Genomic DNA, 26,538 nt, shown 5'->3' with positions numbered 1-26,538 from the left:
TACATTTTTTGTAAATAGAGTAAGGTATTTCAATTAAATATCATTAATCGGAGGCGTTGATGTCTATCAAACTGGTAGCGATTGATTTAGATGGTACTTTACTCAACTCTCAGCACCAAATTACACCCGCTGTCAAAGATGCCGTCATTCAGGCTAAAAATAAAGGTGTTCGTGTTGTACTCGCATCTGGGCGACCATTTTCTGGGATATCCCCTTACCTTAAAGAGCTCGGGCTAGATAACGCATCTGATTACTGTATTAGTAATAATGGGAGTGTCATTCATCAAGCCAATGATGGTACTCATTTAATTGAAAACTTACTGGATTTCGCTGATTACCAATATTTTGTCTCCCTTGCTAACGATGTGGGTGTACATATGCATGCGCTTGCACAAAACACCATGTTTACAGCGAATCGTCATATCAGCCATTACACGGTCCACGATGCCTATCTGACCAATACACCTCTTGTATATTGCCCTGCAAATGAAATGGACACTGACCTGAAATTTACAAAGTTCATGATGGTCGACCAGCCTGAAAAGCTCAGTGTCGGTATCGGTTATATTCCTGAAGACGCTTTTGAAAGTTACTCTTTAATGCATACAAGCCCTTACTTTTTAGAAATCTCGAACAAAACAGCCAGTAAAGGCGCGGCATTACAATTGATTTGTGAGAAACTCGGCATCACACCCGATAAAGTCATGAGTATTGGTGATCAAAATAACGATGTGCAAATGCTACAATATGCCAAAGTACCTGTCGCGATGGGAAATGCGATTGATAATGTTCGAAACATCGCAAAATTTGTTACAACAACCAATAATGAAGATGGTGTTGCTGTTGCACTAAATAAATTTATCAACCACCAATAATCTGTTTGGCAGTGAATTTCACTGCCAAATGAAGATATACCACAAAATAATACCATTCATTTACGTATCACCCTCTTAATTTCGCTGCTGTTAAAAATATAATTCAACAGCAAAACCTTACTTACTTCTCTAAATTTGATACTATCTGCCCCCTTAAAAATACTGTAATACTAAAATATTCATTGCAAAATAAACATTACAAACAGGTAGTAAAATGTTTTCAACTAAAGATATGGTAATTCTTGGGATGATGGTCTTCGCGCTGTTTTTAGGCGCTGGCAACATCATTTTTCCTCCAATGGCAGGCTATCAGTCCGGTACCGATTGGTTTAGTACCTCGCTCGGTTTTATTATCACAGGTGTTATTCTGCCTTTCATGACACTGGTCACTGTCGCCGTTAAAGGCAGAGGAGAAAGACTGTCCGTTGATTTACCCAAATGGGTCGCTGTTATTTTTTGGGTTGCTCTGTACTTAATTGTTGGCTCCACTTTTGCCATGCCTAGGGTAACAAATACGGCATTTGAAATGGGCTTTATCCCTTTAGGATTTGTTGAAAAAAGTACAGCATCTCATTTGACCTTTGCTTTGATTTTCAACGTTTGTTCGCTGTTTTTCATGCTTAAGCAAGGTACGATGATCAGCGCTATTGGCAAATTCATGACACCGGCTTTGCTTGTTCTCTTAGTGGTTGTGGGTATCGCTGTCGTTGTGGAGCCGCTGTCTCCAATTAATGCCCCCGTGAAGCAATATGCGGATTACGCCTTCTTTGGCGGTGTTATTGATGGCTACCAAACTATGGATGTATTGTCCGCAATGGCATTTGGTGGGATCGTAGCTCGCGCATTAGCCTCGAAAAAAATCACTGAACCTCGCCAAGTTGCTTTTATCACCATTAAAGCCGGTTTAATTTCCGTGAGCTTACTGGCGGCTCTCTACATTTGTTTATTCTATCTTGGTGCGACCAGTGAAGTTGTCGCGAATACCGCGACAAATGGTGGGCAAATCTTCTCACGCTACGTTGATGCACTGTTTGGTTCAATTGGCACATGGATTATGTGTGGCATTGTTTTATTAGCCAGTATGACAACACTGGTTGGTGTTACTAGCGCATGTGCGGACTATTTTGCGACCTTCCATCATCGTTTAGGCTATCGCTTTTGGGTCGTCTTTTTCACACTACTCACGACCATTGTTTCAACCTTTGGCTTGGATACGCTGTTAAGAGTCACTATCCCTGCTCTACTGATGATTTACCCGTCGTCAGTGACGATTGTGTTCTTGCAATTTGCTCGACGTTATATGGCGGCACCAAGAGTATCTTATGGCATCACAATTGCCGTTATTGTCTTCATGAGCTTGTTAGATACGCTCAACAATATGGCATTACTCAGCGAAGGCGTTAAACAATTTTTAGTGAGTCATTTACCGCTGTTTGAACAAGGTATGGGCTGGCTAATACCGGGGATCATTGCTTTCATTATTTCTTTATTTATCGGAAAAATGTTTTCAGGTAAACCTGCGCAACTCAATGATGAACTTGCTTAATTAATCCGTTCACCTTTCTATAGCGCCCTCTATTTTTGTTGGGCGCTTTTCACTGAAACTTTGACAAGAGAAACACGCCGAGTCGCTAAAAAACAAATTATTGACCCGAGTGTTACCATTACGACACCTTGCCAAAAACCTAAAGTCAATGTTGTACTTAATAGCATCGACGAAAAAGCGGTTGATATTACTGGGGTGAAGTAAGATAGCGTTCCTAAAAAAGCCACGTTGCCTCTAATCACGGCTAACGTCCATAAAGCATTTGCTCCACCTGTCGCTAATGATGCAATCACGAGTAATAAAATACTTGATAACGAAATATGAAAATGTTTATCTGGTTCAAATGCAAACAGTATCCATAATCCCACGGCTGTCAATAGAAAAAACAGCACCATTCCGTTGTGCCCACCTGAAATACGCTTCGTCACATTACTGTAAAACGCCCAAAGAATCGCCCCAACAAAAGCTAAAAGATAACTGACAGGGTTGCTTGAAATATTATTCGCTATAGCTTCAATAGAAATAGGTTGATCACCGGAAATAACCCAAATTAAACCTGCAAACGCTAAGCACAGCCCAATACCAAGAAGCAAGGTAAATCGTTGCCGATTAAAAAAGACAGCTAACGCAATTGTAAAACTTGGCCATAAATAATTCACCATACCGAGTTCTATCGCTTGTTGGCGGTCTCGCGCTAACCCTAATGCAAGCACAAAACAGATTTCATAACTGACGAATAACAACGTGCCCCAAATTAAATAGCGTTTAGGATAAAGGTGAATTTTGGGCAACCCCATGAATAAAACCAAAATCACTGTTCCTAAGCTGTAAATTAATGCAGCCCCGCCAACAGCACCAAAATTTTCACTCGCACTGCGTACTAACCCTACGATTGTGCTCCACAGTAAAATCGAGACCACACCATAAAATGTTGCTGCATACCGCTTTAAATTCATTGTTTTCTCGGTTGGATAATTGCCTTGTTCACCTATAAGAAAAACCTTAAAGCTCAAACAATTAGAAAGCAAGTATTATTAATACTGTTTATATAATAGAAAACACAATAAGAGCCAGTGTTAAAAACATGACTCTTATTGTGTAATGATTAGACTGATTGTTTATCAACCCACTGTTGCACTTGTTCTTTTTCCCAAATACCTTGTTCAACTTGGGACTTTAATTCTGGATGCTGGTCAATATCGAATGTCGGTATTCCCCCCGCTTTTCTTTGTCGATCGTAATCCTTAGCCAACTTAAAGGCTATTCCTGATAACAGTAAAATTGCAATTAAATTAGTTATTGCCATCACCCCCATCGATAAGTCAGCCATTTTCCAAATAAGCGGCATTTCCGCTAACGTCCCAAACATCACCATCGCTAATGCTGCCAAACGCAAAATAAATAAGCTGGTCGTGTGATTATTTTCTAAAAATATCATATTGCTTTCTGCATAAGCATAATTGGCAATAATAGAGGTGAATGCAAAAAAGAAGATAGCAATTGCAATAAATGTCGACCCCCAACTCCCCACAACTGACGATAAGGCAAGCTGAGTTAACTCAATCCCATTAATCTTTTCAACTGGATTGTCAAGAACACCAGAAGAGAGAATGATGATGGCTGTCGCGCTACAAATCACGATTGTATCCATAAAAACACCAAGCATCTGCACATAACCTTGTGATGCGGGATGCGGTGGATATGGTGCTGCTGAAGCGGCAGCATTCGGCGCTGATCCCATTCCGGCTTCATTCGAGAATAAACCGCGCTGAATCCCCTGTGTCATAGCTTGACCTACGCCATAACCAATTGCTCCTCCAGCAGCTTCTTGTAATCCAAAAGCATTACGGATAATTAGCATGATGACATCTGGTAGCCGCTCTATATGATGACCGAGAACCCAAAATGCAAGTATCAAATACGCTAACGCCATAATCGGAACAATAAACTCAGCAACCTTTGCAATTGATTTTAATCCGCCAAATATGACAACACCACTCATCACGACAAGGACTATACCAACATATAGAGGGTTAAAATCAAATGCTACAGCCGTTGCTTGTGCGATAGAGTTCGCCTGAACGGCATTGAATACCAACCCAAATGCAATAATTAAAAAAATAGAAAAGAGAACGCCCATCCAGCGAAGATTTAACCCTTTTTGCATATAATAAGCAGGGCCACCGCGATAATTTCCTTGGTCATCTTTCGTTTTATACAATTGTGCAAGTGTAGATTCAATAAAGGAAGTTGCCATTCCTAGCATCGCCACAACCCACATCCAAAAAATAGCACCTGGACCACCCACCGTTATCGCAATAGCGACCCCCGTTAAATTTCCGGTTCCCACTCTTGCGGCTAAGCTGGTACACAAGGCTTGAAAAGAAGATATCCCCGCTTTACTGGACTGGTTGCTATTTTTTAAAACACCGAACATATGACCAAAATGGCGAAACTGGATGAATCCTGTTCGAAGAGTAAAGTAAATACCCACACCAAGTAATAAATAGATGAGGAGAGAGCCCCAAACAATGTTATTTAGATAATTTACAATTTCTACCAAACTATTCTCCTTATATGAATATATAAATAAAGATTATTGTTTATATAATGATAGCCTTTTGATATCCCATCTCTCAGGCATACAAAGTTCACGATATAAACTCACTTTTTATAGCGCCCCTAATTAAATACAGAACAAAGGATCATAAAACTATATTTTTTTATCTTTTCTGTAAAACATTTTCTGTATTGAGAATATGTTAGATCAAATTTTATTATCGCCACGCTTAACATCCTTGGGTTAACCACAATTATTATTAATATTTATCAATAGATTACAAAGCAACCCAACCAATCATAGAAAAGTTAATCAATTGATTTTTTTATTCTGCCAACACCTTATCTTATTTGCATATATAATAATCATATTCTCATATTAATGGCTGTAATAAAATGAACTTACTATATTCCTGAATATAGTTATTCAGCTAATAAGGCCAATAAATCTATTTATCAATAATGCTAATTTTTTATTCAATCATTTGTTATTTGGTATGAACGCGAACACTCATGGGAGAGTGTTGATAAAATACGCGCCTGAACCTATCCGAAAATAATCGAAAAAAGACAATGATAAATAGCCATTGCTTCTATTAGTGCAACACAATAAACTTTACAGCTAAATCGTAACCCTATTGAAGGTTAAAAAATGAAAATCACCATTAAAATCTCTGATGATGCAGTATCTAAAAACCTCTATGATGCCTTTACCGCTGAATTACGCGCTAGAGTGTTAGAAGTCTACCCAGGTAGTGACCTATATATTGTTCATGACAGTGGTGCGACAACATTCGACACTTCAGGTTTTCATGATGATAAAGAAGCACATATTGTTCTCCATGAACTGGTTGAAGATGTTCTTCATCATGGCCATTGGTCAAAATAATTATTTTTGACTCATGCTTACCGGCCTTTAATTTAAACGTTCACGACATTTGAAGGCCGGTGAACAATATCCATTCTATTTGATTATTCCTCTCATTTTTAATTCTGATCAAGATCATGTTTGTAGCAATCTAACCTGCTTAAAAATCGAAACGCCTTTTCTTTCCACCGTTATATGATAGATTATATAACGTAATTTTCATTTACATTGCTTTTGCTCATTATGGCAGCCAGTATTTTTACTGGCTCTTTTTTGTTTCAAAATGCGAAAAGATACGTAAACTAAGACCTTTTCAGCCTATTCTGCTATAGTTTCAGTTCGTTACCCTATAAAGTTAAATCTCATTTAGTGTAAAACTAGAGGTACTGCCATGAAACGTCTTTTACTTGCTGTATGCTTTGCCCCTGTCATTGCTATGGGTGCTAATGAACCACTTAACATTAGCCAAATTGCCAATGACTACTGTGATATCACTGGCCAAGCGCTTAACGATGCTTATCGTTCAGATAAAAGCAGCAATGAATTAGCAATAAATACACTTAGCCAATTAAAGAGCAAAAATGTTGATCTTGCCAAATTAGAGACTAACGAAGCTGATTTGCAAAAAAACTTAGATGTCGCAATCAAAGCAGTCCGTGATAATAAAAGTCAATTTAAAAACCAAGATGAATTTACCGCATCGCTAAATGACTCTATTTCAGCGTGTAAGATCCAAACTGAATTGCTTCTAAACAAAGCCAAATAATCATCAATATAAAAATGCGCTCAATATTTGTTCAGATAATATTGAGCGCATTTTATCGACGCTTTCTGATTTACTGTTGTTTCTCTTGGCAGATACCGGTTATTGCTGCTTGGTTTGCTTCAGTATCACTCAATAATAATTGATTGTATCCAGAAAATTTCCCATCACGCACATCAATATTCGCAACAAAAGGTAAAGCTGAACTGTTATCATTCAGTTGATACATACCACACACGCGAACGCCTTCCCCCTCTTTATAGTGATTCCGCTTCACCACCTTAACATCCTTGAAGGTCACTTTCTGTTGTGAAGGCAACTTTTGTTCAACAAGTTGCTGAGCCATTTTTTGAATATCTGCATCATTTATTGATGTAACATATTGATATATAAAGCCAGCAATAATAATCAAGATCACAATAAACAGTTTGGTTTTTACACGTTTCAACAGATAACCCTTCTTTGCGTTTACTTTTATCTCTAATTATAACTGTATTAAATGGGGGAAAGTGAACAAAATGAGTCAAATTTACGCTTCATTAAATTTGGTTCCATTCTATCCCTCAATGGGATAACAGACCTTTATTTTGGTTATCTTTATGATAGATATATAGTTAAAATAAATTATTTGAAAAGATATTTATATAAAAATAAAAAATAAACTTTAATATTCTTTTTTTATTAATTTTCATTATATATTAATAAAAAAAACATTTTCAATTTTCACTCTCAACATTATAATCCAGAAACAATTCTCATTTAACCAACATAAACCAAATGAAAGAAAAAATAGTGAAAAACTTAGTTGACCTCACCTATGGCTCAAATAATGATGTTAAAATCGCGGCTATCAATGCATTAGGTGATTATAAATGCTCAATTGAACAACAAGAAGCTATTAATAGATTACTAGTTCTATGTGATGACTATAATAAAGATATCGCCATAGCCTCTATTAGTTCATTGAGTAAACTCGCCAAGTTTTTCACTGACTTATAGCAAAAAAAACAAAAACCATTGATTTTAAAGGAAAACATTGGGTTTATTTATATTATATACTATCGCTACGACCTAAGATTGATATCAAAAAATAAATTTCTAAATTAACAAACTGTATTTTTTATAATAAAAAATACACCTTAATCACTTTATTTTAAAAACTGAAACAGTTTCTTTTCATTGTGAATAAAATAAGAGGGATTTTGATGAAATTATGATTTATACCTCCATTTAGGTAAATATGATTGAAATAATAAATAAAAGAGCCACAATAATCATTAATAGATACCCAATAGGAGTATAATTATGAATTATCTTAAACCTCTTTTAATTTCAGCAAGCCTATTTGCCGTAAGTTTTACAACTTTTGCATATAACAATAATTATTGTGATGGCACTTGGCATAGAGGCAGTTATCACAATCAACAACAATATAATAATCGTCCTTGTGATGGTCCTCGTCACTATACTCATTCAGGGCGACATAATGGCATGATGCAGTACTCAACCTCAATTCAAACAGCGCAACCCTCTGAAACACTGAAAAAAATTGCGGAAGATACGCCTAAAGGAGAAAATGGTAAGCAATACCTTATTCGTGTTTCCGTTATCGAAGTTTTAAATAACGACTCTTCTCAAAATCCATAATTCAATCAGGGCAGCAAGACTGCCCTGTTCAGTGACAAAATGACAGTAACTAAAAATTTAAATCCCTATTGGCTGATAACCTTGCCATTCAGGTTTAAAATGTTCACCGTTTGGTTGCTCAACTAAATGTATGTAATACTCACCCACCTGATTGAGCAATAGACAATCATCAACATCCTTTAAATTATCTTTATGCTGCTGCTGACAATTAACTAAAAGTGAATGAATCGCTTTTTGCTTTGCAGCGCTTGCTGATTCTGCAACAAACAAATCAAACTCATGGAGTTCCGCTAAAGTAGATGATTGATATCCTCCAACATTAACAAAATACAACCGCTGTGAACTTACAGAAGGTTCGCGACTTAACTCAATTCTATAGCCATCCACCCAATCAATAATTGCATAGCCATCAATGTGGACTTTATCCTTATCACCGAACCACGCTTCCCTTAATGCTGGCCATGCATCTGTTGCTTGTTGAGCGACAACAAATTGCACATCATGCACTTCAATATTTGATTTACCTGCATTTCCACCAATATAAAACATAAATAACTTCATTTTGTATTCCGACTTTATCTTCCAATATCGATATGTAATCTATTACACATCGATATAAATTCAAAGTAAAAAAGCCCAGTATTTTGATAAAAACAGTAATGAATAATTTTTCATATTTATCATATCGTTATATATCCACCCCGTATCCACACATCTATTTTCATGCATAGAAATGAATAAAAACGCATTTTTTTTAAATAATTATTTACAAGTAAACAATTAACAATTATAACTAATCCAGTTTGTACTATTTCTATTGTAAGGAAACACCATGGATCGTCGTTCTTTTCTAAAAACAAGCTCAATTATCATGGGCGGATTGGCTAGCACAACTTTATTAAATCAAGCAATCGCTGAAACTAAAAGCCCTCTTGTACTTGATGCTCAACACCCTTTACTGCTCAATTTTAACGAGAACTCGTTAGGCATGTCCCCGAAAGCGAAAGATGCCGTTGTGGCCGCTTTACCGAACTCTTTTCGCTATCCAGATAGCGCTCGCGCGGAATTGATTACCGCTATTGGGCAACAGTACGCTTTATCTGATAAACATGTTTCTCTTGGGAACGGTTCTTCAGAAACAATTCAAGCCGCCATCGCTATGCTGGCAGCACAAGCACAAAAACAAAATATCAACTTTCAACTTGTTACACCGGATCCAACCTTTAACTATGCTGAGCTATACAGCATCCCACTCGGTGGAAAAATTACTAAAGTGCCGTTAAAAGAAGACCTGACTTTTGACCTGCAAAAGATGGAACAGCTAGCAAATGAGTTTGATGGATTGTCTATTATCTACATCTGTAATCCAAATAACCCAACAGCAATGATCACCCCTGCCAGTGAATTAGCAAAATGGATTAGTCATGCTTCAGAAAAACAATTTTTTATCCTAGATGAAGCCTATGCTGAGTATGTGGAAGATCCTAAATTTACCACTGCAATTGAACTGGTTAAACAAGGTCACAAAAACCTTATCGTGACACGTACATTTTCTAAAATTTTTGCTATAGCGGGACTTCGAGTCGGCTACGGAATCGCTAACCCAGAAGTCATTGCAGCCATTGATGCATTTTTGTCTATAGATAATACAAATACAGCAGGGGCAGTTGCCGCACTAGCTTCATTGAAAGATAAGCCATTTATTGCATATAGTCTGAAATCAAATAATTTATCCAGAAAAATTGTTGAGACTGCATTAAATGAATTAGGAATTACCTATGCGCCATCTCAAGCTAATTTTCTTTTCCATAAAGTAAAAGGTGATGTAAAAACTTATCAGCAAAGAATGGCAGATGCCCATGTGATGGTAGGCCGAGAATTTCCACCAGCATTAGGATGGAGTCGTTTAACATTAGGTACACCTGAAGAAATGGAACAATTTGTTATTATATTAAAACAGTTCCGCGAAAAAGGTTGGGTATAGTTTAAATTGCTTCCCCCGCATACTAGGTGTATGGGGGGATTAATGAAATACATCACAGAACAACAAACTCATTTCACATCCCATTAGCCCATACTCAAACCCAGACTTTTCTAACACTCAGCCCAGAGTCAACTCAGTCAATCCGTCATTCAACGTTATACAGCAACGCTTATCTTTATTTTGTTCCTGTAATGGTCAGCAAGGTATAACACTTCTCTCTTGCAACGCCATCCCTCTTTCCTTCATGTTATTCAACATAATACTCAAGCTTAACTTGTTAGCCAATATCGCACATTTCTCATGACACAGAGCGCTTATTAAGCAAGACGTCAGAATGGACCTTTAAAAATAAAGAATGCGCCAGCAAAAATCAGAAGAAAACCAATAATATGGTTAATTGTGATACTTTCGCCTAAATAGAGAACTGAAAAAATCACAAACACACAGAGTGTTATCACCTCTTGCATTGTTTTCAGTTCCGCAGCACTGTAATACTGGTGCCCAAGGCGGTTAGCAGGCACAGCGAAGCAATATTCGACAAGTGCGATTAGCCAACTAAAAAAAATAATGCTATACAATGGTTTATCGGTAAACTTTAGGTGTCCATACCACGCAAACATCATAAAAACATTCGAAATAATGAGCAATAAAATAGGATAAGATTTAGCAAGCATTTTAAAATAACGGGTAGTAAATAATGATGACATTATGCTGAGAATAACAATAAAATCTATAACAATCGATTTTCACATCATCATAAAAAAGCCATTTCAATCATCTTATTTCGATAACTCCTGCTATATTAATCATTATTCAAATCGTCTTTGGAGAAAACATGCCTATTCAATATCGTTTAATGCAGATAACCGATTGTGAAAATGTTGCTCAATTATTACAAGCTAATTCAGAATCTCAAGGCGGTGGACTATTAGGGGATTACCCATTAAGTAAAGTTAAGATGATGTTTACTCACTCAACCCATACGATAGTCGCTTATGATAAGAATTTCATCGTTGGTGTTGTATTCAGTTTTAGCCCATATGCGGACACTCTGCTGCCTCTTGCTAAATATATTACACAACAATTTAGTGAGTTAATGGAAAATAATTGGTTTTACGGTCCTGTATGTATTGATAAGACCTATCGTGGAAAGGGTATTCTCCAAGCACTTTTTGATGCGCTTCGTGCCAAGCATGCAGGAAATCCTATTGCCTTTATTAATGCCAGTAATCAACGCTCTTTAATTGCTCATCAAAAAATAGGTATGCAGGAAGTGGCTCAGTTTACTTTTAATAATGTAGATTATTATCTTGTCACTCATTAATGGCTCGATACTTATAAATAGGCCATGCTGATCTTTTTCTGTTATTTTATGTACTAAATAGTACATTTTTTGTTTTTATTTCCGTCATTATCGGTTACATTAGAAAAATGTGTATTATGGAGTACTCTTTTATGACTGATTTTTTAACTTCCAACCGAAAAGCGTGGGATAAGCAAGCGCAGCAACAGCAGCCTTGGTCTATTCCTGTTGACTCACAAACGGTAGCCAAAGCAAAACAAGGCGATTGGCAAATTCATTTAACCCCTTCTCCCCTACCTAAAGCATGGTTAGGTGATATTAAAGGTAAACGGATCCTGTGTCTCGCTTCTGCTGGGGGGCAACAAGCGCCTATTTTAGCCGCTGCTGGCGCGGATGTGACCGTATTTGATCTTTCCGACAAACAATTAGAGCAAGATAGGCAAGTTGCGATTAGAGATAACCTAAAATTAGAAACTGTCCAAGGAGATATGCGTGACCTACATCTATTTACGGATAACAGTTTTGACCTTATTTTTCACCCTATCTCAAATCTCTATATTCCAGATGTCAATCCTGTATGGCAAGAGTGTCAGCGAGTCTTAAAACCACAGGGAAGATTGCTATCCAGTTTTTTTAATCCTGTTGTGTTTATTGGTGATCGTGATCCACTGCTACGTGAACAACAATTGATTAAACCTATTTATAAACTGCCTTTTTCTGAAATAGAAGTACTTACGGAAGAGCAAATTAGCTTGAAACAACACAATGAGGAAGCTTTTGTCTTTGGTCATTCATTAACTGATCTAATTGGTGGGCAAATAAATGCTGGTTTTAATATCGCAGGTTTTTTAGAAGACTGGCAACCTAATCCACGATTTGTCATCGATAATTATCTACCGACTTTCTTAGCAACATTCGCCATTAAAGTCGCCTAATTTGAAATTATTCAGGTTGATTTTCTGTTAGATCAGCCTGATTGTTATCTTGACAATATCTCGCCCACACTAATTCAAACTGTTCTTTTGGAATAATGTCATCTATTTCTTCAACAAAGGGAATGGATACCATTGTCTTGCCTACCGCATTTTTATGATACCTAACAATAAAGCGCTTGAAACCGTAAGGGAGTTCATTCTTAAACCCGAAGACTTCCCCACAATAATACCCCGTCTCTTCACCATCTGCCGTTTTGTTCAGCATATGATAATTAACGTTTCTATATTGGGCCGCAGTTGGATAAGCAAGAAAATCTTCCACTGAATTTTCAATTTTTTTCTTAGTGTCGAATTCTGATACCTGAGCGATATCAGTCATAATACCGGCAATATAGGCACCACCCACAATAAGCAATAGCACTAGGCTTCTTAATAACATATTTCTCACAGTGATTTTTATGAAATGTAAACTGATTTATTATAGTAAATTGTAACAAATTGCGACAGAAAAATAATCACCTTAAAAAAATAATTTAATCCTATATCATCTGCTTTTGTTGCTTATTGTATAAGAGATTAACTTATATTGCTTGCAAAGTTATTGATATATTTGCCAAAGATAGATCAATATGGCTGCGGCTAAAATCCAATTGAGGGTTGCAACGCCTAAGCAAACCCACGCTGAAGTCTTCATCGCTAACAAATAAACTGTTAATAAATACAACATATAAGGGATTAATGACCACAAGCCAAATAGTGCGGTTTTACGTAAAGCTAACGCTCCCTGCTCTTGAATCACTATGATGTGTGCAATTAATGCAAAAGTTGGAAATAAAGGAACCAAACCAGCAATATAAAACAGCTTACTTTTTGATAATAAAGCAATAATTAAAACTGCAAGCGCACCTAACGAGCACTTTATAAATAATGAAAACATTATGACCTCTTCATGTTATTCAATTATTGAACGTCATTATCGCTGAACAAGCAAAAATACTCAGCGATTTTATACCGCATCGAGTCACGTTAAGTTTACCTGAGGAACATGGGGCAATACAATTTTAAAACAATAAGTTATTTTTAATAACATTAAGTTAGCTTCTGTATATATTTAAATTATTTTCCTTTTGAATATAAAGTATACACTGTTTTTGCCGATATCTTTGATTAGTGCCTACGCCTGACTTCTGTACGACTGCCATAAGGTATTGCCAGATTGTTTATATCTATTTGGTCATCACTTTATATCTATCAAGTAGTTTATTTGTACATGCTCAAGCATGTTACCGACAGTATGTAAGGAAATAATCAATGATGTCTGCTATTGCAAAAAAAACTAAATTACCTAATTTCCGATTTTCGTTTTCAGGTCTTAAAACAACTACACTCATTTGGCTGTTATCAGGATTACTGATTGTATTATTGCTTTCTTCTTGTTGGTTATTTTTTAGCTATCTAAAAAACTACCAAATAACCGTCGATAAACTGGACAACATTTATCAAGAGCAATCCGCGTTAAATAAGACATGGCAATCTCTTTTACAAGCGAGAAATACTATAAATAGAGCAAGTTCAAGACATTTATTAGTTATTAATAAAATGCAAACAGCAAATACTGACGTTGATAGTTTAGTCAAACAATTTCATGAAAAAATTGAGGATACAGAACAGCAATGGCTAGAATTCGCCAGCTTATCACAAAATAAAAATGAGTTAATATTTAATGAGTTAGATAAAAGTTATATTGAACTAAGAACCGCGCTAATAGAGTTGTCCAGTTTTTTAGTACAAGGCAAAACGTATGATTTTTTGAATCAACCGACACAAAAGTTTCAAGATGCATTTGAACAAAACCTCAATTATTATCACCAAAATCTCAATCAAAGCTATCATGAAATATCCGTTGCGAGTGAACAGCTATACCGAAAAAGCATTATAGGTATCATTACGGTCATTGTGATTCTAACGCTAGTCACATTATTAATTCGCTTCATTCTTCAATATCTATTTATTCGTCCTCTAAACCAAGTCATTGACGGCATCGAAAAAGTCAGCCAAGGCATTCTTTACCACAATTTTGATCACACTGGCCTTGCTGAAATAAAGTTACTTAAATCACATGTTTCTAACATGCAAAAAAAACTGATCGATATTGTCAAGAATATCCATTCAAACGCGCATAGTATAAAAAACGAACTAAATGAAATTACACAAATGAATCAAGATCTTTCTATTAGAGCAGATCAGCAAGCAGCTGCAATAGTTGAAACTGCGGCAAGTATAGAAGAACTCGATTCCTCTTTTAAACTTAATAGCGCCCATACTCATGAATCATGCCAATTAATGGAGAAAACCAGCATAACGATTGACAAAAGCAATGAGCTTATTTCTGATGTAGTTGAAAATATGGATGATATCGTCGATTTTTCGAAAGAAATTAGCAAAATTACCTCTACAATTGATAATATTGCCTTTCAAACTAACTTGCTGGCTTTAAATGCCGCTGTAGAAGCCGCGCGTGTAGGTGAGCATGGTAAAGGCTTTGCCGTCGTCGCTAATGAAGTGCGCGAGCTTTCCATGAGCTGTAACCAAGCTTCTAAAGAGATTAAAACGCTGATCGATAATTCGAATGAGAAAATTCATCATTGCTTTCAACTTGCCGCGGATGCTAATGACAATATTGTTTCCATTGCGAAAAGTACATCCAATATTAATGATATGATCCAAAGTATTTCTCATGCATCCACTGAACAAACCCACGGCGTTGGACAAATTCATCTTGCCATTAATGAGCTGGACAATACAACCCAAGCTAATGCAACAATGACTAAGGAATTACAGAGTTCTCTACAATCTTTAAAAAAACAATCTGAATTACTAAAAGAAATTATGGATATATTTCACCTTGATGCGACTTCTAACACATTAGAAACACAGAATACTTGAACTCAAAATATTTAATTTTTTAACTGGGTAGTGGCTTATTAGTCACTACCTTCGTAATTTTCTTGCACATAGAAAGCATTTTTAATAAGTTATTTTTTGGCTTTATTCTGATATAACGATGTTGCTAATAAGAGATTAACCAAATATATAATGAGTTAACATGACAATAAAAATATCCGTTCTTGTTGATAATAATACCCTTATTGATAGCTATTTTTGTGGTGAACCCGGAGTTTGCTATCATATTGATGCTGATGGACATCAAATTCTTTTTGATACTGGCTATTCAGACATATTTATCGATAATGCACACACAATGGGCATAGACCTAGCAAATATCACTGACTTAGCCTTATCACATGGACATAATGACCATACTTGGGGGCTAAATCATTTAATACAACACTATGACCGTCGTAACAGCCTTTTCCCCAAAAAAATACGTCTGATCTATCATCCAGATGCCCTTCTTCCCAAACGTTTTGGTGATAAAGTTATCGGCGCTAATATTCCTAAAGCTGTATTAACGGCTTATTTTGAAAACCATGAAACCGTTAAGCCATTTTATCTGACTGATAATGTTATATTCTTAGGACAAATTCCCAGAACTAATACTTTTGAAGGAAAAGAACCTATTGGTACGACAGTTGATAATAACAATCAGCCTATTGATGATTATGTATGGGATGACAGTGCATTAGCGATTAAAACGTCTGAAGGCCTAATCGTTATTACAGGCTGCTCGCATGCAGGTATTTGTAATATCGTTGAATATGCGAAAAAAGTTACCAAAATGGATAAAATAGTCACTGTTATCGGTGGGTTCCATTTACAACAAGCTTCTGATGAAGTCTTAAACCAAACTGGTGACTATTTTAGCCAACTTGATGCTAAACAGATACATCCTTGTCATTGCACTGATTTAGCAGCTAAAATTCATCTTTCAAAATATACTAAAATTCAAGAGGTTGGTGTCGGGTTAGTATTAAACTATCCTTCATAATCACCCGCAGAGTGATGGTGCCTACTCTTCACCATCACTCGATAATTTTGTTGTATTCCTCAATAATAACTATACTCTTGAACCAAGATCACTATCGCTTTTTGCGCCAGAAATCATTCTCGTGAGTTCTTCACAACGAATAATTTTCCCGTCTGATAAATGGAAACAAGCGAACACTTCAAATTCACTCACCTCTCCATTTTTTTTCTCTGCATGTGCAATATGCTGAGTATGAACACAGTTCTGCCCTTCAGCAATAGATTTGATCGTGATAGTAATACTATTGGTGGCTTCTTTTAGTACTTTGAGATGAGCAACAAATTCATCATAATCTATTTGCTTACCATCAACAATTTGGATGTAATTCGGTGAAAAATATTGTTCAATAACCGCAACTGAGCCAATTTCTTTGCCAAGTACGCTTGTAAGAGCCTGTTGAACAAAATTCATATTATTCATATTTAATTTCCATCTATTTAAAAACATTATTCAATACATATTTTGTCATTGCACATTCTTTTCAAGTCTATTCTTCAACAAATGCCATGAAAAAATTAATTATAGGTAAAAAACGCGAACAAAAGCCAACAAATAGGATTTTATGGGCATATAACAATAGCACTGCTTTTTGTATTCAATACTATAAGCTTGACTATTTTAATCCTCTGATAAAAATAGAATTTATTAACCTTAATACATATGAGTCATCATGTTAAATCCAATTGTTGTCACATATCATACCGTTGGTTATTAAGGCCACATGAAATTTTTTAAGTGAATTCACCTATCAAGATAGCCTCTCAGAAGAATAAGCCTTTAGCCTAAAGCTATATACCTCTTTTTATTTCAACTATCTTATTATTAAAAAAATCTTATTCTCATTTTTAATTTCAAATAAAATCTGCCATTTGTTTTATATTCATGTCGCCTTAAAATTCATTCTAATTATCGATTGGCTTTTAATTGCCATTTAAAATCAATCAATTAAATAAAACTAAATTTAATTGATGTTCATCACAATAAAAAATAGCTGATTTATCCTCTGCATATTATTAATAATAAAATTTACATACCCCCCACAAACAGAGGAGACTATCATGAAAAGTTTCTTGCTTATACTTACTATTCTTTGTTCATCAGCTTTCGCAGCTTATGCCACTGAAACGGTAACATGGTGTCCGCCAAATCCAAGTATTGACCCTCTCACTGGCGAAGCAATTTGTATCAACTATACGCCAGGAATAGGTGGTATTGATTCCGGTGGTGAAGGACCATAACGCATTACTATCTTAACTTAATATTAAAACCCTCGACATGAGGGTTTTATCATCATTATTCATAAAGAAATCTTTGTAACCATCTGACTAGATGCTCAAAACTTCAATTAAACTAGCTAGATTTTTATTGATTAAATTAATGACCAAAACGGATTTTCCAACATACAAATAATGTCCATTAATAAAATTAATGATTATTCATCATTGTCCATAAAAACACCTTCAAACTCTGCCTAGACAACTTAACCATAATCATCACTGTCAAAGGTGGATATCCGCCTTAGACATCATGCTCTCTTTTACATATAAAGAGAAGGCTCCCCATCTGGCCTTGTTTTAAACCGTCTATGTGCCCATAAATACTGTTCTGGCGCTTTCATGATTTCTTTTTCTAATACAGAGTTAATCGTTGCCGCATCACGTAATGTGTCATTAGTTGGATAATCAATCAGTTCCTTACCTAACACTAAATCATAATTCACACCATTTTTATTCCGTAGCAGTGTTACCGTAAGTGTTGGAGAATGAGACAGTTGCGCAAGTGTTGATGTGCCTTTTGAGGTTGAGGTATTTTGAACTGAGAAAAAGGGGACGAATACCGTTCCTTTTTTACCAAAATCTTGATCGGGTGCGAACCATATTGCTTTCCCACTTTTCAATTCTTGGACCATAAATTTTAAATTCTTACGATCAATCATCCCTTTGCCTGATCTGCATCGACCTTTAGTTTGAATATATTCCATCGCTTTATTGTTATGCGGCCGATACATAGCGTTCACAGGAAAACAGAGACCCATTATCCGCCCCCCCAGCTCCAGCGACATAAAGTGAACGCCAACTATAATGACACCTTTATTTTTCGCAATGGCTTCTTGGTAGTTATCAATTCCTTTTACCTGAAATAATTTTTTAACTCTTTTATCACTCCAAAACCATGCAATTCCCGTTTCAAATAATGCAATACCTAAAGATCGTAAGTTTTCATGAACGAGATCATTTATTTCTTTACTATTTTTATTTGGAAAACATAGCTCTAAGTTTCTTTTTATAATTGAAACTCTTCTTTTAATAAAATACTTCGAGTTTTCCCCCAGAAATGCACCAAGCCACAAAAGCCATTTGTAAGGTAATTGAACTAATAAAAACAATAGGATGATTCCCAACCATGTTATAATATATTTAGGATGGAGCAGTTTTAGGGAGAATAGATTTTTAGCGTACATATGTTTCTCTGTATTTTATCTTTACGGTATGCAATCAAAATTAGACATTAACAACTAATTTTAATTCAAAAAGATTATGACATGATTATTTATAAAAAACGATTATTTTGATTATATAAATAAAGATTATATTATCTCCTCTTGCAAAGGGAATGCATTTCTGTTTAAGTCATCAATAATTGACGCCAACTAAGAATAAAAAAGGCTGCACAATATGTGCAGCCTAATATATTGATGTAACCTATTATGATGATTGCTTATCTTTATTCTCTATCGCTATCATTTGTGGTTTTTCCTCCTCTGGCAATTCATATTCAATATTAATTGTGAGCAGCCCACTGGATAGGTCCGCTTTCTCTATTTGGACATTCTTACCGAGGTCAAACTGTAAGGTAAATTGTCCTTGAGATATACCTCGATGGATCCACTTTTCGTTATCTTCCTGAATTTTTTCTTCTTTTTTCCCTTCTACCAATAAGCGACCACCTTTTAATGAAACCGTTAAATCACTTTCTTGATATCCAGGAACACTCACCGTCAGCTCATAGCGGTTATCATCAACCTGTTTGAGGTTATAAGTTTGTATAGGCGATGAAATAGGCTTACTTCCTGTCAGTTGACTAAATAAACGGTCTATTTGGTCAAATCGATTGGAAAGTATATTATCAGAAAGTGTTGGAAATAATGAAAAAGGTCTAATGTTAGCCATAATTCCTCCTCCAATATTAATTAAACTTAAGGGTCTCTTACCTACCCATGATATAAATAGGAACTCATAATCGTTTTTCAAGTCCCCAAGACATAATTTTTATATTTCCTTTTAACCCCCTTGATTATCAATCAACTAATCAAACATCACCCAATGCTACGTACAATCAACTATGGGGATAAACTATAAATTTTTCAAGGTGCTAACAACAGGAGACATATAAATGATACCAACAGCGCTAGTTTGCATGCGTCTAGTGATAATAATGCCGACAGATTTCCTTGATGAAATCCCATGCTAGCCATTAAATTACGTTAAAATAACTTATATTCAAATAGCAGCATAATGGATAAGCAAATGAAAGAAGCCATCAAAAAGAGACCGACCCCATACACTCCTAAAACATGCCCTTTCTGTCATTTTTATGGAATACGCAAAAATAAAAATAACTGGTCATGTGACATGTGTGGGCGCGTGTGGACAAAAGATAATGACCCAAGGTTAAAGGAATAGCGAAGTACATTTGCAAAAATGTAAACAAGAGAATATTGGGTTTTATCCACCCAGAACAGCTTGCCTTAGTCAGCAATTTTTGATTATTACGTTTGTCGGCATTGAAGCGTTCGATAACAGAGTCTGAATAAAATTACTTAAAGCTACACGCCTCAAAATTCGAACTTCCCTCAATCAACGGTGCGGTCAGATTATTGGGAAAGATATCAAAGTGATATTGAATTTTATTCGTATACATTTCCATGTGCTTTTTTATGAATTTCATCTTTCATTGCTTTCGTTATTTTTTGGTAAATTTCTAACGTTCCATCACTAGAAACGGTACCCATATAAATATCATCACCACTCTTCTGAATAACAACTGAAACTTTTACCGGTTCTATCTTACCAAGATCTTTTGGTTCTACTTTCCCATTGATTGTATAAGTCATGCTGGTGACTTCTTGCGTTAGCACACTGGATTTTGGGTCAAAACGCCATCTAGATTCCTGCTTTACCTCTTCGACATCATTCCCTGCTTGAATCAATAATGAGTCTATCGCAACTCCATCTGGAGCTAGTATCATAAGTTTAAGAATTTTTATTTCTGGAGTGTTATAAGCATCAAACCAATAGCCATATAAGTCACTCTCGGAGTATGGTTGAGGAAGTTTTTCAATTTTTTGTATTTTGTTATTAGTATCAGCAACACTGACACTAAATATACAAGGAAGTACAAATAGCAGAGCAATTGAAGAGAGAGCTTTTTTCATCATATTCACAAGTAATTTATGATTTATCAGTAATAAAGCAAAATACAGCTTCTAACGCTGTCCCACAACCTCAATTCAAGAGTGAGCATCGGAATATTAACTGAGTGGAAGTGCAAATTCTATTGATTATCCAATTTATAAGTGGTGATACCAATGACTTCACCAAAAGGAACTTTCATGACGACAAACTCGACAGTACCATAGTGTGTTTTAATGGTTTTCTTTATACCCTTATTTTCGAAAGTGGCGCATAATTTTGTTAATTCCGTTAATTGTGTCGTGTCAACACCCAGACTCGAAAGGTACTTAATTTCTTCAGGTATGCTACCGCAATCACTCTTTTTAGATTCACTCACATGATACCCATTTGTCACTGAAATCAGCTCGTTATCTTTAAATAACAGTATGGCATTCATAGTCCACGGAGTGAAAGGCGCTTTATCATTTGAAAAATACAAATCGATATCGCATGCCTTATATTCGCGCATACTTTTGCAATTTCTTAAATCGATATCTTCATTTTTATTGACGTCTTCAAAGCTTTGTTTCCACTTCAAGCCGAATGGCGCTTTAGTTTCATTATTTAGCTCCGCTGTATAACCATTAAAGCAAGCCATTGTTAATAAACCAGCTACAACTCCCTTTTTCATACATCACCATATTCATATTTAAGTTAAGTTAAGTACGTAAATACTAGGATAATTGCAGATTTCAGACAATAAAAAATCACCAAAATAACTGATAAAACAACTAAGCCAACGGTATTCGTTGTCATCTACTTCTTATCAATACTCAATACGAGAAATAGAATGTCATGGTCAATTGATAAGAACAGTGTCATAACCCCCCCCCACATTGTGAGGTGCTTTTTGTTCATAAGTCCTTTTCAAGAGACTGAGTTACTAATTAAGCTTTAGCATGTAAGCTACACCAATTTTCATCTAAATCTTCAATTAACGCGAATTGTTCATCGATCTGATTGATAGTTAAGCTCATTCTTAGGTATTTATGTTCCACTCTCTTATATAGAGCAAAGAAAATAGGATTATCAATTGTACTTTTTGTAGTATCAAGAGTAACCATTGTGACTTCTTGACAGTATGGTTCTCTTCTAACTATCTCTGCTAATTTAAATAAATAAGGTTTATATTTGCTCCATTTATTATCTAAGTTTTGCACATCAATAGTATATTCATCAATAGGGGAAATTGAATACTTGTACTTTTATTGTGTAGGATACAAGTCATCTAGTCGTTGATATGTCAATTCGTATGAATTAGATTTAAGCTGCATTTGAAAATATTTAACTCCCCTTCCTTGAAGGGTTTTCATGATCAACCGTATTTTTTTTCGGACATTCGCAAACCAAAATAAATTGCCTTTACAGCCCTGAAATCGTAATACTGTTTACCCTTACTCGGTGTGATAATTCTAATTTCTTGTTCATAGTCCCACCTCTTAGACTTTACACTTGTTAATTTTTGAATAACTTCATTTTGCGCATCCGATGCAAATATATCGTCAACATTTATTATCGGTGGTTTATTTTGATATATGACATCAAAAATAGAATATCTAGCACCTTCAAATTCACACAACTTATCTAAATCATATTCAATACAAAAACCATTATGGCTATCAGCATAATGCGCCCATAACAATTCATGAGTAAAAGTCTTACTCAAAGAATAAATTCCAGACTTATCTTTAGTAGCAATTAAATCACTAAATGCTTCCTTTAATGAATCAAGTGAATTTAAAGAGGTTTGTTTTGTATTACCAAGCGCACTATTTAAAACATCTAATTGATCAAATACTTGATCTGTTAATACTAGACCTTCACATGGGTCGTTTAACTTATCATAATTAGGAGACCAAAAATAATCCTGTTCTAATGAAGATAAATCCCTTGAAAACACATCTTTATCTCCACCTCTATACTTGAATACTCTCATACTAGTTTTCCTTAGGACGATGTCATCAAGATATAAATTATCTGTAGATAATGTAGGCTATTTTTGATAACCACTTCAAATGTGACAATAAAAAACGGGAACTATTAAGCTCCCGTTATTAATCACACCACGTAATAAATTACATGTGTTTGATGATTGCGTCGCCGAACTCGCTACATTTCAGTAGTTTAGCGCCATCCATCAGACGTTCGAAGTCATAAGTTACGGTCTTAGCTTCGATTGCGCCTTCCATACCTTTAACGATAAGGTCAGCGGCTTCAGTCCAGCCCATGTGACGTAACATCATCTCAGCAGAAAGAATAATTGAACCTGGGTTCACTTTATCCTGACCTGCATATTTAGGTGCTGTTCCGTGTGTTGCTTCAAACAGCGCACATTCTGAACCAATGTTTGCACCTGGAGCGATACCAATACCACCAACTTGTGCCGCTAATGCGTCAGAAATATAGTCACCATTTAGGTTCATACATGCGATAACATCATACTCCGCTGGACGCAGCAGAATTTGTTGCAAGAAGGCATCGGCAATCACATCTTTAATGATGATATCTTTGCCATTTTTTGGATTCTTAATTTTAACCCAAGGGCCGCCATCAAGTAATTCACCGCCAAACTCTTCTAGAGCTAGTTGGTAACCCCAATCTTTAAAGGCACCTTCAGTAAACTTCATAATGTTGCCTTTATGCACTAGAGTAACTGAATCACGCCCATTATCGATCGCATATTCAATCGCCGCACGAACTAAACGTTTTGTCCCTTCTTCTGAGCAAGGCTTAATACCAATACCACAGTTTTCTGGGAAACGAATTTTGGTGACACCCATTTCATTTTTCAGGAAATTGATGACTTTATCTGCTTCTGCGCTACCCGCTTTCCATTCAATACCTGCATAGATATCTTCTGAGTTCTCACGGAAAATAACCATATCAGTCAGCTCAGGCTGTTTAACTGGGCTTGGTGTACCTTTATAGTAACGAACTGGACGTAGGCAGATGTAGAGGTCAAGCTGTTGACGTAGTGCAACGTTCAAAGAACGAATACCACCACCAACTGGGGTTGTCAGAGGGCCTTTAATCGAAACACGGTAATCACGGATTAAATCGAGAGTTTCTTGCGGTAACCAAACATCTTTACCATATAATTGAGTAGATTTTTCGCCGGTATAGATTTCCATCCAGGAAATTTTGCGCTCGCCGTTATAGGCTTTGTTAACTGCCGCATCAACCACTTTCAACATCGCTGGAGTTACATCAACACCAATACCATCACCTTCAATGTAGGGAATGATTGGGTTGTTTGGAACATTCAGTTTGCCTTTGGCATCAATGGTAATTTTAGCGCCTTCTGCCGGAACTACTACTTTGCTTTCCATTAACCTCTCCTTTCACTTGCGCATTTGCTTGTTAATTTTTTGTAAGAGACCCGTCAATACTACTTCAATCTTTCTCTAACGCCAATGGTTAGTCGTTCAAGGTTTTATGTGGATCGCATTAAACGTGTTTATCAATGATTGTTACATCCCTATAAAAAAGAAAGAATCGGATTAAAATCATAACATTACAAATCCCTTTGAATTATTGGCGATATCACATAAAAATTATGTCGTAGCAATAATTTATTAAACCAATAAAAAATTGGTGAAAAAAGAAACTATTAACAGGTCACTTTCAATCAATAGCATTGTTAAATTTTATTTAATTTATATATATAATATTTGTTAATGTATTTTTTATATTAACGTAATTTATTAAATATCACTGAGTCTATATGAATATATTTATTCGTTATGTTTATTTTTAAATAAAACGGATTTATCCAATCTTTTTAAGACAAAAGTGCCAATAGAAAATTCAGTCGCCTTTCTACCTGATAGGTATTTTTTACAGTATGTTTGACACATGTAAATCGAACGCATTTTCTATTTATCCCCCTCAAAATGATAGAGAAACAACGATATTTTGTGAGTACATTGCTCCGAAAATAGCAAATTACTGTAAACCGTTATTTATCGATTAACGGAAATAACATCGCATCAATCTACAGCTGCTGACAATGACGCTTTTTAAATAGATGGATTAAGTACCCACCGTTTTCTGCTCGTTAACTGTGGCTAATTTGGTAAATACCTAATAAAAATCCTACAAGGATAAGTGAAATGGCGTGTCCTCATGCGATTGATAATACTGAAATAAATACCATAGCGTTATTCTTTGCTTATTAACTTATCGTATCCTATTATGATTTTACTGCTTGAATTAGCCCTGTATTTTAGTTTTGCTTCGCTCACGCTTATCCCGGTGTCATTTTGTGTGAAAATCAACTAGACTAAAAAAATCAGTCAGTAGAATGCTGGCCTGAGTTTTATTAATACAATATTAATCGGTTAAAATGAGTTCCCATGCCCATAGCGAATCATAAAGCAAAGCCTCCAGCCAATAAAAAAAGTCAACGTAAGTTTGTTCGCAAACCAGCCTCTAATCATTCTCATGCATTCTCATCTAAACCTAAATCAGTCGTTGCACGCAAAGTCATCTTATTTAATAAGCCCTTTGATGTGCTCCCTCAATTTACCGATGAGCAAGGCCGAGATACCTTAAAAAAATATATTCCTATTACAGGCGTTTATGCGGCTGGTCGATTAGATCGTGACAGTGAAGGCCTCTTAATTTTGACCAATGATGGAAAATTGCAAGCGCACTTAACGCAGCCACACAAAAATACGCATAAAATTTATTATGCACAAGTCGAAGGCATTCCTGACGAAACCTCGCTAGAAAAGTTTCGTCGCGGTTTAGTGCTCAATGACGGACCAACTCGCCCCGCAGGTATCGAATTAGTCGATGAGCCAAGTTGGTTATGGCCAAGAATGCCCCCTATCCGTGAACGAAAACACATTCCAACAAGTTGGTTAAAAATCACGCTTAATGAGGGGCGAAATCGCCAAGTCAGGCGAATGACCGCAAATATTGGCTTCCCGACTTTACGATTGGTCCGTTACCAGATCGGTGAATATACACTGAATAATTTATTGCCAGGCGAATGGAAGGAGATCACTCTTGTTTAAACCTCACGTTACCGTTGCAACAATTGTCCATGTAAACGATAAATTTTTAGTTGTTGAAGAGCTAGTTAATGGTAAAGCGACATGGAATCAACCAGCCGGTCATTTAGAAGCGAATGAAACGCTACTCGCTGCTGCTGAACGCGAGCTGTTCGAAGAAACAGGGATCAAGGGACAGCCTCAAAGGCTCATTAAAATTCATCAATGGCTTGCGCCTGATGAGACACCGTTTATACGTTTTCTCTTTTCTTTAGCGCTGACTGAACAGTGTGAAACTCAACCTCAAGATAGCGATATCTCTTGCTGTCACTGGGTTAGTGCGCAAGATATTCTTGAAAGTCAATGCTTACGCTCTCCACTTGTTGCTGAAAGTATTCGATGTTTCCTTGAAGGAACTAGCTATCCTCTTGATGTACTTGGTGCATTTGGTGATCACTATCGATAATCAATGCTCCACCATAATAACAGCCTATAGATGGCTGATTAAAGATACATCCCAGCTATGTTGTCATGGCAATGGCGTGCCTCAATACGGTGAAGATGTAATCTGTTACGAACGATAAGAATATTCCCCCGGCTAACGCTGGCGTAACAAGGG

At 36.0% G+C, this 26,538-nt stretch carries 29 protein-coding genes; 14 read left to right on the top strand and 15 right to left on the bottom strand.

Features of this window, described 5'->3' with window-relative positions:
- The first annotated feature begins 59 nt into the window (after nt 1-59).
- Both yidA and brnQ read left to right on the top strand, forming a co-directional pair.
- Nucleotides 60-875, top strand: coding sequence for a sugar-phosphatase (yidA, locus tag G3341_RS09220; RefSeq protein ID WP_154624065.1), 816 nt, complete (start codon nt 60-62; stop codon nt 873-875).
- A 214-nt stretch (nt 876-1,089) separates the two neighbouring features.
- Nucleotides 1,090-2,421, top strand: a complete 1,332-nt coding sequence (gene brnQ / locus G3341_RS09215) for a branched-chain amino acid transport system II carrier protein (protein WP_154624066.1) — start codon at nt 1,090-1,092, stop codon at nt 2,419-2,421.
- 29 nt (nt 2,422-2,450) lie between these two features.
- Here the strand turns inward: brnQ and yddG are convergent, their stop codons facing one another.
- Both yddG and G3341_RS09205 read right to left on the bottom strand, forming a co-directional pair.
- Complete coding sequence (gene yddG, locus G3341_RS09210; protein WP_163861419.1) at nt 2,451-3,377, bottom strand: aromatic amino acid DMT transporter YddG; 927 nt, start codon at nt 3,375-3,377, stop codon at nt 2,451-2,453.
- A 149-nt stretch (nt 3,378-3,526) separates the two neighbouring features.
- Nucleotides 3,527-4,984, bottom strand: coding sequence for an alanine/glycine:cation symporter family protein (locus G3341_RS09205; RefSeq protein ID WP_163861416.1), 1,458 nt, complete (start codon nt 4,982-4,984; stop codon nt 3,527-3,529).
- 648 nt (nt 4,985-5,632) lie between these two features.
- On the opposite strand from G3341_RS09205, the gene G3341_RS09200 reads away from it, so the two are divergent.
- Together G3341_RS09200 and G3341_RS09195 are read left to right on the top strand one after the other, a co-directional pair.
- Nucleotides 5,633-5,869, top strand: a complete 237-nt coding sequence (locus G3341_RS09200) for a DinI-like family protein (protein ID WP_154622807.1) — start codon at nt 5,633-5,635, stop codon at nt 5,867-5,869.
- A gap of 370 nt (nt 5,870-6,239) precedes the next feature.
- Entirely contained in the window at nt 6,240-6,614 is a 375-nt protein-coding gene (locus G3341_RS09195; protein ID WP_154622806.1) for a hypothetical protein, read from the top strand.
- Between the two features lie 70 nt (nt 6,615-6,684).
- Here the strand turns inward: G3341_RS09195 and G3341_RS09190 are convergent, their stop codons facing one another.
- Nucleotides 6,685-7,059, bottom strand: coding sequence for a hypothetical protein (locus G3341_RS09190; RefSeq protein WP_154622805.1), 375 nt, complete (start codon nt 7,057-7,059; stop codon nt 6,685-6,687).
- Nucleotides 7,060-7,388: 329 nt separating this feature from the next.
- Here G3341_RS09190 and G3341_RS09185 point away from each other — a divergent pair, with 329 nt between their 5' ends.
- Entirely contained in the window at nt 7,389-7,610 is a 222-nt protein-coding gene (locus G3341_RS09185) for a HEAT repeat domain-containing protein (protein ID WP_154635549.1), read from the top strand.
- A gap of 306 nt (nt 7,611-7,916) precedes the next feature.
- A complete protein-coding gene (locus G3341_RS09180) occupies nt 7,917-8,258 on the top strand; it encodes a hypothetical protein (RefSeq protein ID WP_154623412.1) in 342 nt (113 codons plus the stop codon).
- Nucleotides 8,259-8,315: 57 nt separating this feature from the next.
- On the opposite strand, the gene G3341_RS09175 is transcribed toward G3341_RS09180, so the two are convergent.
- Nucleotides 8,316-8,819: a DUF1543 domain-containing protein gene (locus G3341_RS09175; protein ID WP_154623413.1), complete on the bottom strand. Its 504-nt coding sequence runs from the start codon at nt 8,817-8,819 to the stop codon at nt 8,316-8,318.
- A gap of 271 nt (nt 8,820-9,090) precedes the next feature.
- On the opposite strand from G3341_RS09175, the gene G3341_RS09170 reads away from it, so the two are divergent.
- Entirely contained in the window at nt 9,091-10,242 is a 1,152-nt protein-coding gene (locus tag G3341_RS09170; RefSeq protein WP_163861413.1) for a pyridoxal phosphate-dependent aminotransferase, read from the top strand.
- Nucleotides 10,243-10,571: 329 nt separating this feature from the next.
- Here the strand turns inward: G3341_RS09170 and G3341_RS09165 are convergent, their stop codons facing one another.
- The gene (locus tag G3341_RS09165; RefSeq protein ID WP_154622869.1) at nt 10,572-10,916 is read right to left on the bottom strand and encodes a DMT family protein; all 345 of its coding nucleotides are present in this window, start codon (nt 10,914-10,916) and stop codon (nt 10,572-10,574) included.
- Nucleotides 10,917-11,077: 161 nt separating this feature from the next.
- Here G3341_RS09165 and G3341_RS09160 point away from each other — a divergent pair, with 161 nt between their 5' ends.
- Both G3341_RS09160 and G3341_RS09155 read left to right on the top strand, forming a co-directional pair.
- Nucleotides 11,078-11,566, top strand: coding sequence for an N-acetyltransferase (locus G3341_RS09160; RefSeq protein ID WP_167520919.1), 489 nt, complete (start codon nt 11,078-11,080; stop codon nt 11,564-11,566).
- A 131-nt stretch (nt 11,567-11,697) separates the two neighbouring features.
- Nucleotides 11,698-12,480 (top strand): class I SAM-dependent methyltransferase, encoded by a 783-nt coding sequence (locus G3341_RS09155; protein WP_163861410.1) that lies wholly within the window; start codon nt 11,698-11,700, stop codon nt 12,478-12,480.
- A gap of 7 nt (nt 12,481-12,487) precedes the next feature.
- Here G3341_RS09155 and G3341_RS09150 read toward each other — a convergent pair whose 3' ends face one another.
- Together G3341_RS09150 and G3341_RS09145 are read right to left on the bottom strand one after the other, a co-directional pair.
- Nucleotides 12,488-12,901: a hypothetical protein gene (locus G3341_RS09150; protein WP_244316500.1), complete on the bottom strand. Its 414-nt coding sequence runs from the start codon at nt 12,899-12,901 to the stop codon at nt 12,488-12,490.
- 177 nt (nt 12,902-13,078) lie between these two features.
- Entirely contained in the window at nt 13,079-13,417 is a 339-nt protein-coding gene (locus G3341_RS09145) for a GlpM family protein (protein WP_154622866.1), read from the bottom strand.
- Nucleotides 13,418-13,791: 374 nt separating this feature from the next.
- Here G3341_RS09145 and G3341_RS09140 point away from each other — a divergent pair, with 374 nt between their 5' ends.
- Together G3341_RS09140 and G3341_RS09135 are read left to right on the top strand one after the other, a co-directional pair.
- Nucleotides 13,792-15,426, top strand: a complete 1,635-nt coding sequence (locus tag G3341_RS09140) for a methyl-accepting chemotaxis protein (RefSeq protein ID WP_163861407.1) — start codon at nt 13,792-13,794, stop codon at nt 15,424-15,426.
- A 160-nt stretch (nt 15,427-15,586) separates the two neighbouring features.
- Nucleotides 15,587-16,429, top strand: coding sequence for an MBL fold metallo-hydrolase (locus G3341_RS09135; RefSeq protein WP_154622864.1), 843 nt, complete (start codon nt 15,587-15,589; stop codon nt 16,427-16,429).
- A 69-nt stretch (nt 16,430-16,498) separates the two neighbouring features.
- Here the strand turns inward: G3341_RS09135 and G3341_RS09130 are convergent, their stop codons facing one another.
- Complete coding sequence (locus G3341_RS09130; RefSeq protein ID WP_163861405.1) at nt 16,499-16,888, bottom strand: nuclear transport factor 2 family protein; 390 nt, start codon at nt 16,886-16,888, stop codon at nt 16,499-16,501.
- 638 nt (nt 16,889-17,526) lie between these two features.
- On the opposite strand from G3341_RS09130, the gene G3341_RS09125 reads away from it, so the two are divergent.
- Nucleotides 17,527-17,706, top strand: coding sequence for a hypothetical protein (locus G3341_RS09125; RefSeq protein WP_154622787.1), 180 nt, complete (start codon nt 17,527-17,529; stop codon nt 17,704-17,706).
- Between the two features lie 299 nt (nt 17,707-18,005).
- Here the strand turns inward: G3341_RS09125 and lpxL are convergent, their stop codons facing one another.
- The 7 genes from lpxL to icd all read right to left on the bottom strand — a co-directional run bounded on the left by lpxL (nt 18,006) and on the right by icd (nt 24,251).
- The gene (gene lpxL / locus G3341_RS09120) at nt 18,006-18,929 is read right to left on the bottom strand and encodes an LpxL/LpxP family Kdo(2)-lipid IV(A) lauroyl/palmitoleoyl acyltransferase (protein WP_154635547.1); all 924 of its coding nucleotides are present in this window, start codon (nt 18,927-18,929) and stop codon (nt 18,006-18,008) included.
- A gap of 244 nt (nt 18,930-19,173) precedes the next feature.
- Nucleotides 19,174-19,638 carry an Hsp20 family protein gene (locus G3341_RS09115; RefSeq protein ID WP_154622569.1) on the bottom strand — a complete coding sequence of 155 codons (465 nt, stop codon included), beginning with the start codon at nt 19,636-19,638 and terminating at the stop codon, nt 19,174-19,176.
- Between the two features lie 737 nt (nt 19,639-20,375).
- Nucleotides 20,376-20,903 (bottom strand): hypothetical protein, encoded by a 528-nt coding sequence (locus tag G3341_RS09110; protein WP_154622570.1) that lies wholly within the window; start codon nt 20,901-20,903, stop codon nt 20,376-20,378.
- A gap of 119 nt (nt 20,904-21,022) precedes the next feature.
- A complete protein-coding gene (locus G3341_RS09105) occupies nt 21,023-21,553 on the bottom strand; it encodes a hypothetical protein (protein ID WP_154622571.1) in 531 nt (176 codons plus the stop codon).
- 256 nt (nt 21,554-21,809) lie between these two features.
- Complete coding sequence (locus tag G3341_RS09100) at nt 21,810-22,082, bottom strand: hypothetical protein (protein ID WP_163861402.1); 273 nt, start codon at nt 22,080-22,082, stop codon at nt 21,810-21,812.
- 155 nt (nt 22,083-22,237) lie between these two features.
- Nucleotides 22,238-22,858, bottom strand: a complete 621-nt coding sequence (locus tag G3341_RS09095) for a DUF2971 domain-containing protein (protein ID WP_163861400.1) — start codon at nt 22,856-22,858, stop codon at nt 22,238-22,240.
- 139 nt (nt 22,859-22,997) lie between these two features.
- Entirely contained in the window at nt 22,998-24,251 is a 1,254-nt protein-coding gene (gene icd / locus G3341_RS09090) for an NADP-dependent isocitrate dehydrogenase (protein WP_154622573.1), read from the bottom strand.
- A 1,026-nt stretch (nt 24,252-25,277) separates the two neighbouring features.
- Here icd and rluE point away from each other — a divergent pair.
- Together rluE and G3341_RS09080 are read left to right on the top strand one after the other, a co-directional pair.
- On the top strand, nt 25,278-25,943 hold the full coding sequence (rluE, locus tag G3341_RS09085; RefSeq protein ID WP_163861396.1) for a 23S rRNA pseudouridine(2457) synthase RluE: 666 nt from the start codon (nt 25,278-25,280) through the stop codon (nt 25,941-25,943).
- Nucleotides 25,936-26,385 (top strand): NUDIX domain-containing protein, encoded by a 450-nt coding sequence (locus G3341_RS09080; RefSeq protein ID WP_163861394.1) that lies wholly within the window; start codon nt 25,936-25,938, stop codon nt 26,383-26,385. Before rluE ends, G3341_RS09080 begins: the two co-directional genes overlap by 8 nt.
- Nucleotides 26,386-26,538 lie beyond the last annotated feature (153 nt).

Origin of the sequence: Providencia vermicola (genome assembly GCF_010748935.1) — a bacterium.
GTDB lineage: Bacteria > Pseudomonadota > Gammaproteobacteria > Enterobacterales > Enterobacteriaceae > Providencia > Providencia zhejiangensis.
This window is presented reverse-complemented; position numbering and strand designations above follow the sequence as displayed.